The sequence below is a fragment of the uncultured Anaerovibrio sp. genome, assembly GCF_947302755.1.
Taxonomy (GTDB): domain Bacteria; phylum Bacillota; class Negativicutes; order Selenomonadales; family Selenomonadaceae; genus Anaerovibrio.
This window is the reverse complement of sequence record NZ_CAMYWM010000004.1, coordinates 11,577-28,171: the sequence shown is the minus strand read 5'-3', so window position 1 is coordinate 28,171 and position 16,595 is coordinate 11,577. Positions and strand designations below refer to the sequence as shown.

Annotated in this window: 14 protein-coding genes; 4 read left to right on the top strand and 10 right to left on the bottom strand. The window is 48.9% G+C overall.

What is annotated here, in order from left to right; all coding sequences use genetic code 11:
* Positions 1-113 precede the first annotated feature (113 nt).
* From Q0Y54_RS00975 to mfd, 5 genes are all read right to left on the bottom strand, one after another.
* Positions 114-1,229 carry an MGDG synthase family glycosyltransferase gene (locus tag Q0Y54_RS00975; protein WP_297963381.1) on the bottom strand — a complete coding sequence of 372 codons (1,116 nt, stop codon included), beginning with the start codon at positions 1,227-1,229 and terminating at the stop codon, positions 114-116.
* 156 nt (positions 1,230-1,385) lie between these two features.
* Positions 1,386-2,186 carry an SDR family oxidoreductase gene (locus tag Q0Y54_RS00970; RefSeq protein ID WP_366072041.1) on the bottom strand — a complete coding sequence of 267 codons (801 nt, stop codon included), beginning with the start codon at positions 2,184-2,186 and terminating at the stop codon, positions 1,386-1,388.
* 47 nt (positions 2,187-2,233) lie between these two features.
* Complete coding sequence (locus Q0Y54_RS00965) at positions 2,234-2,545, bottom strand: HU family DNA-binding protein (protein ID WP_297963378.1); 312 nt, start codon at positions 2,543-2,545, stop codon at positions 2,234-2,236.
* 128 nt (positions 2,546-2,673) lie between these two features.
* On the bottom strand, positions 2,674-4,125 hold the full coding sequence (gene mazG / locus Q0Y54_RS00960) for a nucleoside triphosphate pyrophosphohydrolase (protein ID WP_297963376.1): 1,452 nt from the start codon (positions 4,123-4,125) through the stop codon (positions 2,674-2,676).
* A 17-nt stretch (positions 4,126-4,142) separates the two neighbouring features.
* Positions 4,143-7,424, bottom strand: a complete 3,282-nt coding sequence (gene mfd / locus Q0Y54_RS00955) for a transcription-repair coupling factor (RefSeq protein ID WP_297963374.1) — start codon at positions 7,422-7,424, stop codon at positions 4,143-4,145.
* 604 nt (positions 7,425-8,028) lie between these two features.
* Between mfd and bioA the strand changes: the two genes are divergently transcribed.
* The 3 genes from bioA to bioD are packed head-to-tail and all read left to right on the top strand — an operon-like array spanning position 8,029 to position 10,529.
* Complete coding sequence (gene bioA / locus Q0Y54_RS00950; protein WP_297963372.1) at positions 8,029-9,231, top strand: adenosylmethionine--8-amino-7-oxononanoate transaminase; 1,203 nt, start codon at positions 8,029-8,031, stop codon at positions 9,229-9,231.
* Between the two features lie 27 nt (positions 9,232-9,258).
* Positions 9,259-9,846 (top strand): biotin transporter BioY, encoded by a 588-nt coding sequence (locus Q0Y54_RS00945; protein ID WP_297963370.1) that lies wholly within the window; start codon positions 9,259-9,261, stop codon positions 9,844-9,846.
* On the top strand, positions 9,843-10,529 hold the full coding sequence (gene bioD, locus Q0Y54_RS00940) for a dethiobiotin synthase (protein WP_297963368.1): 687 nt from the start codon (positions 9,843-9,845) through the stop codon (positions 10,527-10,529). The genes Q0Y54_RS00945 and bioD overlap by 4 nt, the downstream gene beginning before the upstream one ends.
* Here the strand turns inward: bioD and Q0Y54_RS00935 are convergent.
* A complete protein-coding gene (locus Q0Y54_RS00935) occupies positions 10,518-11,057 on the bottom strand; it encodes a hypothetical protein (RefSeq protein ID WP_297963366.1) in 540 nt (179 codons plus the stop codon). The two genes, bioD and Q0Y54_RS00935, sit on opposite strands and share 12 nt — an antisense overlap.
* A gap of 95 nt (positions 11,058-11,152) precedes the next feature.
* Positions 11,153-11,815, bottom strand: a complete 663-nt coding sequence (locus tag Q0Y54_RS00930; protein WP_297963364.1) for a hypothetical protein — start codon at positions 11,813-11,815, stop codon at positions 11,153-11,155.
* 200 nt (positions 11,816-12,015) lie between these two features.
* Between Q0Y54_RS00930 and Q0Y54_RS00925 the strand changes: the two genes are divergently transcribed.
* Positions 12,016-12,666 carry a hypothetical protein gene (locus Q0Y54_RS00925; RefSeq protein WP_297963362.1) on the top strand — a complete coding sequence of 217 codons (651 nt, stop codon included), beginning with the start codon at positions 12,016-12,018 and terminating at the stop codon, positions 12,664-12,666.
* A gap of 211 nt (positions 12,667-12,877) precedes the next feature.
* On the opposite strand, the gene Q0Y54_RS00920 is transcribed toward Q0Y54_RS00925, so the two are convergent.
* The 3 genes from Q0Y54_RS00920 to argS are packed head-to-tail and all read right to left on the bottom strand — an operon-like array spanning position 12,878 to position 16,591.
* Entirely contained in the window at positions 12,878-14,485 is a 1,608-nt protein-coding gene (locus Q0Y54_RS00920) for a CTP synthase (RefSeq protein WP_297963360.1), read from the bottom strand.
* Between the two features lie 26 nt (positions 14,486-14,511).
* On the bottom strand, positions 14,512-14,889 hold the full coding sequence (gene rpoE, locus Q0Y54_RS00915; protein ID WP_297963358.1) for a DNA-directed RNA polymerase subunit delta: 378 nt from the start codon (positions 14,887-14,889) through the stop codon (positions 14,512-14,514).
* A gap of 40 nt (positions 14,890-14,929) precedes the next feature.
* Positions 14,930-16,591 carry an arginine--tRNA ligase gene (argS, locus tag Q0Y54_RS00910; RefSeq protein WP_297963356.1) on the bottom strand — a complete coding sequence of 554 codons (1,662 nt, stop codon included), beginning with the start codon at positions 16,589-16,591 and terminating at the stop codon, positions 14,930-14,932.
* Positions 16,592-16,595: the final 4 nt, after the last annotated feature.

The following is a 16,595-nucleotide window of genomic DNA, read 5'->3' as shown; positions in this document are numbered from 1 at the left end:
TATTAGTATGAATAGAAAAACACTATTCCTCCCCCACAGGGGAAAAAGTCTCAACAATATTATACTCTAATTGCCCAATATTTTCCTTGTAAAAATAAAAAAATCTTGGGAATTTAACTCATAGCCCGGGCTATCTGCCAGGCCGCATCTATGCGCCGGAATTTAAGGGAATTTTGCCGCATTAGGGAGAGCTTTTCCGGATGCTTCAGCAAATTACCAATAATTTTGGCCAGACTGTCCCCGGAATGAAGCCAGATGGCCATGCCCCCCTCTGACATAAAACGGGCGTTATCCGTTTCCGGACCTGGTATCGGTTCATGAAGCACCATGGGAAGGCCCAAGGACATAGCCTCCGTCAGAGTCAGTGCCCCCGGCTTCGTAATCAGAATATCCGCCGCAGCCATCATCACAGCCACCTTATCCGTATAGCCCCAGGTCAGCACCTCGTGATGAGAGGTCTTGGCAAAGGCCTCCACCTTTCTCTTAAGCTCGTCGTTGCGCCCGGCTATTACCATAAGCTGCAGCTGTTCCCTGATTTTTTCCAATTGATCCAGGGCTCCGTCCATACCCCCCAGCCCCAGGCCGCCCCCCATCATCATCACCAGGGGCTTATCCATGGTCAGGCCCAATTCCCTGCGGCACTGGCCCTTATCATAGTCCCGGCAGAAGGGCTCCGACACCGGTATACCGCTGACATGAATAATATCCCGGCTGATGCCGAACTCCACCAGCTGATCCCGCATGGAGTCTATGGCCACAAAATAATGGTTCAGCTTGGGGCAAACCCACATCTGATGTACGGAATAATCGGTAATAATAGCACAGGAATCAAAGGAAACCCGACGATGCTGCAGCAGGTGAGATACGGCATCAGCAGGAAATGGATGGGTACAAATAATCGTATCCGGCCGGTACCGCTTTATAAGCTCCTTCATGGAATACACAATCACCGAGCTCATGGCCCATTTCACAAAGCCGCCCTTCTTTTTGCCGGCGGTAAACTGGTACATAAACTCATAGAGATTAGGCACAAAATACAGCATGTTAAGGTAGCACTTCTTCATAAGGGCATTTATCCAGGAGGTCTGCATGGACATGAAGTCGATAATATTTATGACGGCATCAGGATGCTGTTTTTGAATGCTTTCAGCCACTGCGGCAGCAGCCTTTTCATGGCCGGAGCCAACCGAAGCCGTAACGATAAGAAAGGACTTGGCCGATGACTTCATAGGTCCACTCCTCCTAAAATTAGTATACGTAAAAACGGGTGCTGTACAAGTCCACCCTTTGCTTACGCTCTTGGTATAGCTTGACTAAATTAAGCGGGAGTAGCCACTCCCGCTTAACAAGGCTCATTGTATCACACTACCGTCAAAGTATCAACACTATGCTGTAATTCCCCCATCCACACTCCATATTGCACCATTGACAAAGGCCGCCTCCCCTGAACACAAAAATTCAATGACTCCGGCTACCTCCTCCGGTGTGGCAATCCGTCCCATAGGATAAATGGAGCTCATTTCCCGTAAAGCTGCCTCCCGATCCGGATATTGGGCCAGCTGCTGTTCCGTCAGCGGGGTCAGCACATCCCCGGGGCACACGCTGTTCACCCGGATATTCCAGGGGGCCAGCTCCAGGGCCATAGCCCGGGTAAACAGATTTACTGCTCCCTTGGAGGCACAATAGGCACTGCACAGCATATTACCATGAAGCCCCGCGTCAGAGGACACATTAACTATGGCTCCCGCCCCCTGCTTTTTCATTTCTGCCGCTGCCTGCTGGGTCATGAAATAGGTACCCTTCAGGTTCGTGTCCATAATATAATCGAAATCCGCCTCCGTCATGTCCTCAAGAGCCCGCTCAAAATACACCCCTGCCGAATTTACAAGTACATCAACAGTCCCATAAAGGGTCACCGTCTGTTGTACAGCAGCCCGGCAGTCCTCCGTTTTACGCACATCACAGGGGAAAAAGCTGCAATTTGCCCCATTATTTTTTTCCATTATAATCTTCAGGGCGTCTGTTCCCCGATGGGCATCCCGTCCCAATAAAGCCACCCTGTGCCCCTTAGCCACAAATCTCATGGCTGCTGCCAGGCCGATTCCTGAGGTGCCTCCCGTAATCATCACCGTTTTTTCTTCCATAAGCAAGCTGTCCTCGTAATATATCCTTCTGTCAAGTGCCAAATAAAAAGGCTGCCCCCATATCAGCGGCAGCCAGCTTGTTAAAAAAATTATTTTTTCTTGGTCTTCTTAGCCTTTTTATCCTTCTTGGTGTTGACTGCTTCCTTCAAAGCCTTGCCGGCTTTGAACGCAGGATTCTTGGAAGCAGCAATCTTAATCTCATCACCAGTCTGAGGGTTACGGCCAGTACGGGCAGCACGAGCCTTCACCTCAAAGGTACCAAAGCCAATCATCTGAACCTTATCGCCAGCTACCAGAGCCTCCTGGATACTTGCAAACAAACCATTTACTGCTTTCTCGGCATCCTTCTTGGTAAGACCAGCCTTTTCTGCAACCTTTGCAACCAACTGAGACTTGTTCATATACATCCTCCTCTTATTTAGGTATGTCGGGAAACCCGCGCAATCACTGGGTTTTCGCCCCTGTATTATCTACAATATACCATAAACACTAGGTTTCTGCAATGAAAGTATAGAAAATTATTGAAATTTTATGAATTTTGGCACTTTTTGGCGGCGTTCCACAGCTCATCCAGCTCCTCCAGGGTAAAATCCGACCACTTACGACAGGATTCCTTTACCTTGCTTTCCACCACATGAAACCGCTTAATGAATTTACGATTGGTATTCATCAGGGCCAGCTCCGGGTCTACCTTCAGGAAACGGGCCAGATTAACCACCGTAAAGAGGACGTCCCCCAGCTCCTCCTCAATGTGCTTTGGATCCCCCTCCCCCTGGGCCTCCTTCAGCTCATCAACCTCTTCCCTTATCTTGTCCCATACAGGGTTGATTTCCTCCCAGTCAAAGCCCACCTTTGCCGCCTTATGCTGGAGCTTTTGGGCACTCATCAGGGCCGGCAGTCCCATAGGCACCCCATCCAAAACGGAGTCCCTGTCCTTCTTTTCCTGTTTCTTGATGGACTCCCAGGCCAACACGGCGGCACCGGCATCAGCCGCCTGCACATCACCAAAAATATGGGGATGACGGCGCACCAGCTTCTCCGTGGCTTCATCAATAACCTCCTGCAGGGAAAAGGCCCCTGTTTCCTCGGCCATACGGGCATGGAATACCACCTGCAAAAGCAAATCCCCCAGCTCCTCACACAAAAGCTGCGGATCCTGAAGCTCAATGGCCTCCAGCACCTCATAGGTTTCCTCTATAAGGTTGGTGCGGATGCTCTCATGGGTCTGGGCAATATCCCAGGGACAGCCCCCCGGGGAGCGCAGGGTGTGCACAATATCCTTTAAGGGAGTCATATCAAACTCCGGCTGATGGTTATGAGGTGGCACGTACAGGCTGGTGAGATAATCAATATCCGGCTGGCGGTCCAATTCAAAGAGCGGGATGGAGCGAATGCTTTCATCGGGCATTCCCAGCTTATGAATATAGGTGATAGGATATTCGTCAGGAAACACCTCCATAAGGCTCAGCTTGGTATATGACGCAATATGGGGATTGTACACCTGGGTGATTACCAGCCCGGTGGGCATATCCACCGGCAGCCGGTCAAGGTCCTCGGCATCAATTATGGTCATGCCATCAATGGGGTCAATGCCCAGCTTGCTGTACAACACCTCCACAAAGCTCATGCCCGGCAGAATATCCAGCCTAACACCGGACTCCACACAGTATTGACGCAGCAGAACCACGGTTTTTTCCGCCACCATAGGACTTCCCGGCACGGCATACACCAAATCCTCTGAAGCAGCCCTTTGTACCAGATCCCGGGCAATGGCCTCATAAAGCTCCCCAAAGCTCTCTGCCCCCTCATAAAAGCTGTCATAGGAGGTAAAGCTGACCCCCCGCTGTTTAATCATCAGCACCGTGGGATGCTTTTCCGTGCGAAAATAAAGGTGCTCCGCCCCCTGGAGCCGCTCCCAGCTATCCATGGTAATAAGGCCAAAATCCCCTGGCCCAAGGCCAATAACAGTAATGCTGCCCATTTATATTTTCCTCCCCATCAGTGTGAAACGGCCCCGGCCACAGCCTTGCCGTTTAATATTTTCATAATCTCCAGCACAAACTCGTGAACGGCAGCTCCAGGCACTATTGTCAAATCAATCAGCATAGCCCTGGCCTCATTGTCAAACTTCACATGATTGCCGTACATGCCCGATATCTCCAGCAGATTTTCCACAGGACACTTTGGTGCCCCGGCAAAATACATTTCCAAATATTGGCTGCCCTCGCTGATACGCTGTATCCCCGCCTGGCGGGCTTCTATTCTGATACGGGCCACGGTAAATAGATTGAGCACAGCCTGGGGCGGGTCACCGAAGCGGTCCACCAATTCATCCAGCAGCCTGTCCAAGGCCTCATTGCTGCCCACAGCCGCCATACGCTGATAAATCTCGATTTTATGCATGGCATTGCCCACGTATTCGTTATCAATATAGGCCTGAACCTTGATTTCCACCAGTGGATCACTTTCCCGCTCCACCGGCTTGCCTGTCTTCAACTCCTGCACCGCATCATCCAGCATGCGGCAGTACATTTCAAAGCCTACGCTGGCAATATGGCCGTGCTGCTGGGCTCCGAGAAGATTGCCGGCCCCGCGGATTTCCAAATCCCGCATGGCTATTTTAAAGCCGGCTCCCAGCTCCGCAAATTCCTTAATGGCCTGGAGCCGCTTTTCTGCCACCTCGGACAAAACCTTATCCTGCTTGTACAACAGATAGGCGTAGGCAATATTCCGGGAGCGTCCCACCCGGCCCCGCATCTGATACAGCTGGGCCAGACCGAATTTATCCGCATCGTACACAATAATGGTATTGGCATTGGCCACATCCAGCCCACTTTCGATTATGGAGGTGGACAGCAGTATATCAAACTGTCCCTCATAAAATTCCACCATAACCCGCTCCAGCCGGGCCTCCGGCATCTGACCATGGCCCACCCGTATATTGGCTTCCGGCACCAGCTTTTCCAGACGGTCCAGCATGGAGTAAATACTATCCACCCGGTTATAGACGAAATAAATCTGTCCGCCCCGCTTCAGCTCCCTGTTGATGGCGTTGCGGATAATATTGTCATTTTCCTCCGCCACATAGGTCTGAACCGGAAACCGCTCCTGGGGCGGCGTTTCAATAACACTCATATCCCGGGCGCCGGCCAGGGACATGTGGAGAGTTCTTGGTATAGGGGTAGCACTTAGGGTAAGCACATCAATGCCTACGGCCATCTGCTTTATCTTTTCCTTTTGGGACACCCCAAAACGCTGTTCCTCATCTACTATGAGAAGCCCTAGGTCCTTGAATTTCACCCTTTTGGTATTTAAAATGGCGTGGGTGCCAATGAGAATATCCACCTGACCATTTTCTACCCGGTTCACCACCGCCTTTTGCTCCTTTTGGCTTCTGAACCGGTTGATAACCTCCACCGTGGGGCCAAAATTGTGGAACCGTTCCACAAAGGTCTGATAGTGCTGCTGGGCCAATACGGTGGTAGGTACCAGCACGGCTACCTGCTTGCCGTCCATTACGGCCTTGAAGGCGGCCCGGATGGCCACCTCGGTCTTACCGAAGCCCACCTCCCCGCACAGGAGGCGATCCATAGGCTGCTGCCGCTCCATATCCGCCTTGATTTCCGCTATGGCAGTCAGCTGGTCATGGGTTTCCTCATAGGGAAAGGCATCCTCAAATTCCCGCTGCCATACAGTATCCGGGGAAAAGGCGTAGCCCTCATCCCCCTTTCGTTTGGCATACAGGTTGATGAGCTCCTTGGCAATGTCCCTAACAGAGGAACGGACCTTGTTCTTGGTCTTGACCCAGCTGGAGCTACCAATCTTATGCAGCCGGGGCACCTCGCCCTCCTTGCCGATGTACTTCTGCAAAAGGCTGACCTGGTCCGTAGGCACAAACAGCCGGTCCTCCCCACCGTATTGGATATAGAGATAATCCCGCTTAATCCCATTAATTTCTTTGGTTTTTACGCCACAATATTTACCGATTCCATATTGGGAATGAACCACATAATCCCCCAGGTTGATTTCACGGAAATGATGTATGCGGTCTTCCTTGCTGGCCCGGGAAAGCCGTTTTTTCTGGTGGCCGAAGATATCCTTTTCCGACACCACCACCAGCTTGGCCCCGGGCAGCTCGAAGCCGTTCAGCAGACTTCCCTTAACCACAGTGGCCACACCATAACGCAGGGCAGTATCGCCATTCCCCTCCACTGAGGCCAGACGATTTCGTCCCAGAATTTCCCGCACGGAGGACACCTTGGCCACATCCCCCAGGGTTACAATTACCTGATTTTGAGTCTGGAGCCAGCCTTCCATATCATTGGTAAACATGTCAAATTGCCGCTGATAGGAGGCCATCCCCTGAACAGACACCCCTATAAGATGGTCCAGCTTTATGCTGTGCAGGCTATGAAGTATCATAGCCACATAAATTACATTATATGGATTTATTTTCTCCAGAAAATCATCCCAGGAAAAGAGACGTCCCTTAATATCTGGATTTTCCCTGGTCAGCTTGATGATTTCCTCCCGAACCTTCAGGGGATCATCAACAATAATTGCAGAGCCGGAGGAGAGAAATTCCGTGAACATAGCCTTGCGATGCTTGTCGTCAAAAACATCAAATGGGAGAATTTCCGCCTTGTCGGTCTTGGATATGGATATCTGGTTTTCCACATCAAAAAATCGTAGGGAATCCACCTCATCATCGAAGAATTCAATACGATAGGGGGCATGACTGTTGACGGGAAATACATCCACGATGCCGCCCCGGATGCAGAATTCCCCCTGCATATCCACCTGATCAACCCGTTCATAGCCCATCTTTACCAGCTGATCCAGCAAATCCTCCCGATCAATGACAGTACCTACCTTCAGCTTCAGGCTCAGGGCCTTGAACTGCTTTGGTGAGATTCCCTTCTGGGCGGCGGCCTGGGCTGTGGTCAGAACAATTCTGGTGTCCCCTTTAAGAAGGCTGCCCAGTATCTCCATACGCCGGGAATTTCTGGCAATCCCCTTGGCCGCCACATTAAAATCTACCATGTCCAAAACCGGCAGCTCTGCCACCTCCGTATCGGGAAGCAGGGTGGCAAGATTTTCCCGCCAGGCCGCCAGCTCCTCCTGATTGTAGGTTATAATGATACTCGTTCTTGGATGGTCTGCATAACAAGCAGAAAAGGAGGCATGCTTTTGGGTACCGGATAAACCGTACACAAAGGCCTGCCCCTTTTCTCTGTTATAGCAGGTGTTCATTTGCTCTATTGAACTGTCCTTTAACATGACAGATAACAAATTCTGCATTGCTTCACCCTACTTTTTCTATTGGTATATAAAATTCAACTATTGTAAAACACCGCCTATATCATATCACAAAACAGTGGGTTAGGGTACTTAATATATACAATGTCACCAACAGTGGAAACAAAAAAATAAACCGCCCTAGCCGATCAAACTTAGGCGGTTTATAAAGTAAAACTCGTTATATTTCTGGAACATAAATAATGCCCTGATAGCCTATATATCAGGGCACCTAGACTTTATTTGATCAAAATTTTAATCTGTCCTTATCCTGATTCATAAATTCGCTCCTGTTCTACGTTAGATTTTAAGATTTTCCTCCACAATGTTTCATTTTTTGCGAACGAATTTCTTCATGTCTACTATTATATCCTTTTTATAAGATTATTTCATCCAATTTACATACCGGTTCAAAATCAATACCAGCTTTAAGTGTTAAGGGAATATACAAAACAGTTTTTAGTAAACCATATCATTTTCATAGGTTGACATAAAACGAATTGGGAGTATCTTCTTAATGTAGACTTTTTCAAAAGGAAGCGATGTATATGCAGAAAAATATCATCTCAGGGGAGGGTATCGTAAAATGATATGGTATCCCTACCAACAAATGAAAACGATGAAAGCCCCTTATGAAATCGTAAAGGCTGAGGGGCCATATCTGTACACCAAAGACGCAAAACTACTGGATTCCATATCTTCCTGGTGGAGCGTTATCTATGGTTATCATCAGCCGCAAATCACCGATGCCATCTGCCGGCAGGCGGCAAAGTTTTCGCACATCATGCTCGGTGGCCTTACCCACAAGCCTGCCGAGAAACTGGCGGAAAAACTTGCGGACTGGCTGCCCGGCGACCTGGATTATTGCTTTTTCTCCGACTCCGGCAGTGTCGCCGTGGAAGTCGCTTTGAAAATGGCCCTGCAATATTATGTAAACGCCGGTGAAAACAACCGCCGTACGGTACTGGCACTTGACCACGCCTATCATGGCGATACCTTCAAAACCATGTCGGTAGGCGATGATGAAGATTACCATTTCATCTTGCAGGTATACGGAAAAAATCCCTATGTCGTGCATATTCCCACAACGATTTCCGCTTTGGAAGATGCCTTTGCCCGTTATGGCAGTGAGCTGAATGCCTTTATTGTCGAACCCTTGCTCCAGGGAGCAGGCGGCATGCGTATGTATGACATTGCTTTCCTACAGCGGGCCAGAGAACTTTGTCATCAATATGACGTTCTGCTCATCTTTGATGAGGTCGCTACAGGTTTTGGACGGACCGGTCATCGCTTTGTCGCCGATGTGGTATTGCCGGATATTTTGGTATTGGGCAAAGGGCTGACCGGCGGGCATATTGGTCATGCCGTTACCGTAGCCAATAAAAAAGTCTTTACTGCTTTTTATGATGATGCACCGGAAAAAGCCTTGATGCATGGGCCCACTTTTATGGGTAACGCACTGGCATGTGCAGCAGCGAGTGCCTCTATTGAACTGTACGACCAGTTGGATGTAACCGCCAGAGCCAGACATATGGAAGAAATCGCCAAAAGAGAATTAAACGGCTTTACCGACCCGCGTATTCGTGAGATTCGCATAATGGGTGGTTGTGCCTGCATCGAAGTCGCTGAGGCGAAGACACTGGCAGGCTATCAACAATTTGCCTATGAACGCGGCGTCTTTGTCAGACCGTTCCTGACCTATCTATACGCCATGCCGCCTTACATACTCAATGATGATGAATTGGTTCATATCATTGCCGTTATGAAAGAATATTTTCGTCAGCAATAATTTTTGTAGCAAATTACGGAGGAAATTATGAAACATCTTAATACACGCGAGCTCGTTCTCTGCGGCTTGTTCATCGCCCTGATTACCGCAGGAACCTTTATCCGCATACCGGTGGGTACGGACGTATATACCCTGCAATTCCTGTTCACCCTGCTGGCCGGTCTGGTTCTCGGTGCCCGTCTGGGGGCCATTGCAGTAGGGACTTATGTACTACTGGGGTTATTGGGCGTGCCGGTGTTTGCCTCCGGCGGCGGCCCGGCTTATCTGTTGCAGCCCACGTTTGGCTATCTTTTGGCCTTTATCCTGCAAGCCTGGTTCTGCGGCTATTATGTCCGCCGCAGCGCAGCTGTTTCGTATGGCCAGATGCTGGCGGCTAACCTTTTGGGCATGGTGCTTGTTTATGTGATTGGCATCAGCTGGTTCTATCTGATTTCCAATTATGTGATTGCCGCACCGATTCCACTTTGGACAGCCATCTTCTACTGCGGTGTTTTGCAGATAATCCCAGACTTTCTTCTTTGTCTGGCCGCTGCAGCTATTGGCATGCGTTGTTACAAAATCGGTGTCTGGGTAGAGGAAAAACACGCTGCTGTGCAAAAGGAGGTATGTGCATGAGTAAGAATCTGTTTGTCACAGGAACCAATACAGAGGTGGGCAAAACGTATGTCGCCGGCCTTATCGTAAAAACACTGTATGAAGCAGGTCTGGACGTTGCGTATTACAAAGCCGCTATGAGCGGCAATACACGGCGTGCAGATGGCACCCTGATTCCCGGTGATGCTCTCTTTGTCCGGGAAATTTCCGGCATTTCCCAAAGCCTGGAAAGCATGTGCCCTTATGTTTACGAGCATGCCGTATCCCCGCATCTGGCCTCCCGCATAGAAGGCACCCCTGTACGCATGGACGTAATCAAACAAAGTTTTCATTCGGTTTGCCGGGAACATGATTACATTGTTATTGAAGGCAGTGGCGGCATAACCTGCCCGTTAAGCGTCGATGAAGAACATATCCAGTTAGAAGATATTGTACATCAGTTTAACCTGCCCAGTATTTTGGTGGCAGATGCCGGATTAGGCACCATCAACGGCGTAGTACTCACTTACGAATATATGAAACAAAAAAAAATGCCCCTAAAGGGCATTCTATTCAATAACTTCCACAAAGGCAATCTTATGGAAGAAGATAACCGGCTTATGTGTGAACAGCTGACCGGGCTATCGGTACTTTCCTGCATTGGGCAAGGGGATAGATTTTTGCCTGATCTGACAGCAGAAAAACTATCTGCCCTATTTGCATAGCAGAATTTTTTCTGCCTGCAGCTTCTCCATGAAGAATTCCAGAAATACCTCCGTACCACACCAGCCATCCGGCAGAGTAGCCGCTCCACCCTCAGCATAAACGGATAGGCGTTCACCACTATCGTAATGAACATGGAAAATAAGCAATGTTCCCAACGCACTATTTCGCAGACTGCTGCCGTTGATGGCGGCGAGATTTTTCTTTTTTATGATTGCCTGTAGTTCATCCAATGCCTCAACAGGCAAGTCCTGCTTAAATATCAACGGCTTAGATGTATCCTGGCTATCATAAATAAGATGGAATCGAGCCTTATCGTCCCTGCGTTCAACTTTGAGAATATACTCGCCAGCCGGAAAACTCGTTGCTGTTCCTGCCCTGTCGATATCCATATCTTCCTTGAATTGCAGAGAGAATTCGATGATGGTATTGGATTGGATAACCTTCGGTGCTTGGGGATTGGAAAAATCATCCAAACCACCATCAATGGGAATTTCCGCAGCATCGCTAAAGGAGCAAAAAGAAAACAAACCTGAAATTACTAACAGCGGAGGGAACGGAAGCCTCCGCCTGTTTCAATTATGTGGAAAGTTTCCTTTTTTATTCAACTGTAAGCATTCACCATTTAGTCCATAAATCCAGCCACTTTGCCGTTTTGGAGGTAAATGATGATATTACGGCCTGGGGCGTAGTATACAAACTGCTTTGTTTCAGTGTCTCCCATCACGGCGCGGCCTACATGGTCAGGGGTACCGAAAAGTCTCCGTACCTTTTCCTCAGGGTCGCCTATATATACATTATTGGCCCGTTCTGCATCCTCTGCCGCTTTTCTGGCAGCCTTGGCAGCCTCCTCCTGGCGTTTTGCCTCAGCCTGGCGGGCCTTCATTTTTTCATAATCGGCATTGACCCGTTCGCGGTCACGACGGACATTATCCGCCAAATCCCCAAAATAATCTTCACCGATCTCTTCAAAGCTGTCATGGGCAGTGGTAATACCGCCATCACTGGCTTTACCATCTTTGTATTTCAGCATTGCATAAGAATAAGTCAGCAATGTATCACAGTCATCACAACGATAATCACTCAACCCACTTAAGGTATCCATGGCATTTCCCCATTCTCCAGCCTCAAGATACGCCACAGCAGTACTGTGGCCGGATTGATGAATCTCAGCATGACGCTTTTCTTCCATTTTAGCCTTGTAGCCCTGATAGCCGAAAAGGGCCAATATCACAGCTACAACCAATCCTATTGAAATAAGAAAAATTTTCTTTCCATGATCCTCCATTGTCTCCACCCCTTGATTTCATATAGCATAGTGTAGCATTTCCCCCAAAGCTATGCAACTTTTGCCCAGGAAAAATATACTGTATACATTTTTTCCTGCTTAATTTTTACCGGCTGCTTTTACGATATACGGTTAGATAGGATTAGGTGTTCTGTCTTTGTATTTAGTTTTTCTTTTAAGGATAAAGGAGGAAGATGAACATGGATGTTAAGATGCTTTCTTCCTTGTCGCAACAAACTGCAACGGTGAAGGCGAGTATGACAAAAACTACTACCACCAATGAGGCGACACAGGAAACCACCACCACTGAGGCTTTTTCTTTGGATATTTCCACGGAAGTGAAAAAAGCCTCCACTGCACTGGGCAAGCTCACACCTGAACAGGTTGATGCCTTACAGGAGGGGATTGACAGAAGCTATATGCTGATGATTCAGACCCTGACCGAGCAAAATGCCACGTTGCAGGGTTACCTTGACCAGGGGCTCTTCAAATTTGACTTTGACGGTGTAGAAGTCGGTCTGGACAAATTTGTATTGCCGGAAGTGGCAACCACCCCTGAGGAAGCAGCCGAAGCTGTGGCCGAGGGTGGCGAATATTCCGTTGATGCGGTTGCAACCCGTATCATGGATATGGTATCCTCCATTGCCGGTGAAAACCCGGAAAAATTAAAGATGATGCAGGAGGCTGTGGAAGAAGGATTCCGTCAGGCTGGAATAACCTGGAAGGAAGTCATCGGACAGGATGATATGCCACAAATTACCCAGGATACCCATGATGAAATCACCAAGCGCTTTAACGAGCTCTTTGAGAAGCTGGGTATCAATGTGGAGCCTGCCAATACAGAGGAGTAACCCAACCAATCAAAAAAGGAGTCTTGATAAAACCTTTTAAAGGTCTGTCAAGGCTCCTTGTCTTTTTGCTTTTATCCGATGCTACCCCCTCCGTCAGCCTAAAGGCTGACACCGACGGTGCTTTGCACCTAGTACCCTTGGGGTGCTCCCCCAAGGGGAGGCAAGGTTAGCATTATGCTTTCTAAATTCCGCGTTGCACTGCGAAATTTCCTTATTTTATTTCCAAAGCAGCGGTTACAAAATCTCTGAACAATGGATGAGGATTATTTGGTCTGGACTTAAGCTCAGGATGGAACTGGGAGGCTACAAACCAAGGATGATCCTTTACCTCGACGATTTCCACCAGACTGTCATCCGGCAATGTACCGGCGATAACCAGTCCGGCGTCAGCCAATTCCTTGCGGTATTTATTATTAAACTCGTAGCGATGACGATGACGCTCACTGATTTCCAGCTTTCCGTAAGCAGCCTCCGTTCTGGTGCCAGGCTGAATTTTACATGGATATGCACCAAGGCGCATGGTACCGCCCTTATCCTCCACATCCACCTGGGATTCCATAAGGTCGATTACTGGATGGGTGGTTTCCTGACAGAATTCGGAGCTATGGGCATCATTCATGCCACATACATGGCGGGCAAATTCAATAACAGCACACTGCATACCAAGGCACAGTCCAAGGAAGGGCAGCTTATGCTCACGGGCGTACTGGATGGACATAATCTTGCCCTCTACTCCCCGGTCACCAAAGCCACCAGGCACCAAAATACCCTTGCAGCCGGCAAATACCTCATCCAAATCCGGATCCTTGGTATTTTCCAGCTCCTCAGCATTTACCCAATTAATTTTAACATCGGCATCATTGTAAATACCGGCGTGGTGGAGGGCCTCAGTAACGGAAATATAGGCATCAGGCAACTCCACATACTTACCGACAACAGCAATCTTAACCCGCTTCTTCGGATTTTTAATCCGATGAACCATCTGCTCCCAGCTGTCCATATTTACCGGTACGTAATCCATTTTCAGCTTTTCCATGGCAATCCGGTCCAAACCCTCAGACTGCATCATCAGTGGAACCTCATAAATGGTGGAGGCAGTTCTGTTTTCGATAACTGCTTCCTTATCCACGTCGCAGAACATGGCCAGCTTGGCCTTCATGTCATTGGTCAAAGGCTTTTCCGTCCGGCATACCAAAATATCCGGCTGGATACCGATGCTTCTCAGTTCTTTAACACTGTGCTGGGTCGGCTTGGTCTTAAGCTCACCGGCAGCAGAAATGTAGGGAACCAGGGTCACATGGATATAGAGTACATCATTTTTGCCCACTTCCTTCTTCACCTGGCGGATGGCCTCCATGAATGGCAGGGACTCAATATCGCCAACGGTACCGCCAATTTCGGTGATAACAACATCAGCATTGCTCTCAGCAGCCACATCATATACCCGCTGCTTGATTTCGTTGGTAATATGGGGAATAACCTGTACAGTCTTGCCCAGATAATCTCCGCGGCGTTCCTTGTTCAAGACGTTCCAATAAACCTTACCGGCAGTAATATTGGAGCCCTTGGTCAGATTTATGTCAATAAAGCGCTCATAATGGCCCAAATCCAAATCAGTCTCGGCCCCATCATCGGTTACAAATACCTCTCCATGCTGATAAGGGCTCATGGTACCAGGGTCAATGTTGATATATGGATCAAACTTCTGGATAGTAATGCTGTAACCGCGATTTTTCAGCAAACGCCCCAGGGAAGCGGCGGTAATGCCTTTACCAAGGGAAGAAACAACGCCTCCGGTGACAAAAATGTACTTTGCCATATCCTAATCCTCCTATACGCAAAATTTTACATATTTTCCTGAATACTCTCGAACTTGTGGGTATCATTGGCCTTCTTCTTTTCCGAAGCAGCCGCCTCATGGGAAATTGTGCGGACACTGCGGGCAGACTTCTTCTTATCCACCGGATACCACTCCGTAAGCCCCCACATGCCATCGTTTCTGTAGGTGAAGCGGCTGTCCATGTTGATCTGGGTGTAAATCTCGGAAATAGCCTCAGGCAGGGACTGGACAGGCTTATTCTTTCTCTTGATTACTTCAAGGATAAGATCCTTAAAATACATTGGCTCATAGGCGGAGGAATCCACCACATTACCGAGATCAGCATTATGCTCTGCCAAAATATAAGCGGCTACTTCTACATCAGTACTCTTCAAATAATCCACGTCAAAGTCTCCTTAATCCATTATATAAAGTCTCAAATCATTACATTTTTTCCGGGGCAGAAACTCCCAAAATGCCCAGGGAATGCCGGATGGTGTGGGCCGTAACCGTAACCAGGGCCAGACGGGCCTCCGCCAGCTTGTTGTCAACGCCCAATATACGGCACTGATTGTAGAAGCTGTGGAATTTTCCGGCCAGCTCATAGGCATAGCGGGCAATACGCTGTGGTGCATATTCCGCCGCTGCCCGTTCAATCTCCTCCTCATATTCCTGAAGCTTATTGATTATATCAATTTCAGTCTCATCAGTAAGGAGGGACAAATCCACCCCATCGGTAACCTTCAGCCCTGTTTCCTCCGCCTGACGGAAGATACTGCAAATACGGGCATGGGCATATTGAATGTAATAAACCGGGTTCTCGTTGCTCTTGGACTTGGCCAAATCCAAATCAAAATCCAGCTGGCTGTCCATGGACCGCATAATAAAGAAATAGCGGGCCGCATCGGTGCCAACCTCCTCAATCAGCTCAGCCAGGGTGACGGTCTGTCCGGTACGCTTGCTCAGCTTTACCAGCTCGCCGCCCCGCAGGAGGCGAACCATCTGGAGCAGCAGCACATCCAGATTGTCCGCATTGAAGCCCAGGGCACTCATGGCGGCCTTTACCCGGCAAATATAACCATGGTGGTCGGCTCCCCAAATGTTAATCAGCTTGCCAAAGCCCCGCTCAAACTTATCCTTGTGATAGGCAATATCAGCAGCCAAATAGGTAGGAACGCCGTTATCGCGGATTACTACCCGGTCCTTATCATCACCATAATCAGTGGATTTGAGCCAGAGAGCCCCGCCCTCCTCGAATATTTTACCATTTTTCTGAAGTACCTCAACGGCCGCCTTCACCTTATCAGGATGCAGGGTACGTTCACTGTACCATACATCAAATTCGCAGTTAAAGGCCGCCAAATCCTCCTTCAGGGCTGCCAGCTTTTCCTTCAGGGCCAGCTCCTTGAAAATATCCAAGCGCTCCTCCTCGGACATATTCAGGTACTTGTCCCCATCCTTTTTAATAATCCGCTGAGCCGTATCGATAATATCGGCTCCATGATAGCCATTTTCCGGGAAGGTATCCTCCGTCGCCTTGCCCAGAAGCTCCAAATAACGATGGTCAACGGACAGGGCCAGGTTATTAATCTGGTTGCCGGCATCATTGATATAATATTCGCTGGATACCGGATATCCGGCGGCCCGCATCACATTTACCAGGGCACTGCCGGCAGCAGCACCGCGCCCATGGCCAACATGCAAGGGTCCCGTTGGATTGGCACTTACGTATTCCACCTGAACAGGCTTCATGTCCTTCCTGGGCAGCTGGCCAAAGCTGTCACCCCGGTCCATAATTGCCTTGAGGCCATCATAAAGAACATTGGCCTTCAAAAAGAAATTTATAAAGCCCGGACCGGCTATTTCAACCCGTTCCAGCCATTCACCTGCAATACGGCCGGTAACCTCCTGGGCTATCTTCCGAGGGTTCATGTGAAACGCCTTAGCGGACTGCATTGCAAAGTTCGTGGCAAAGTCGCCCATTTCCTTTTTTGGGGGAACCTCGAGAATAATGTTAGGCAGCTGTGCCTCAGGAAAAACTCCATCGGCGATAGCTCCTTTGGCAGCATGTTCAATAGCGGCTAATAGTGTTTCCTTAATATCCAAATTA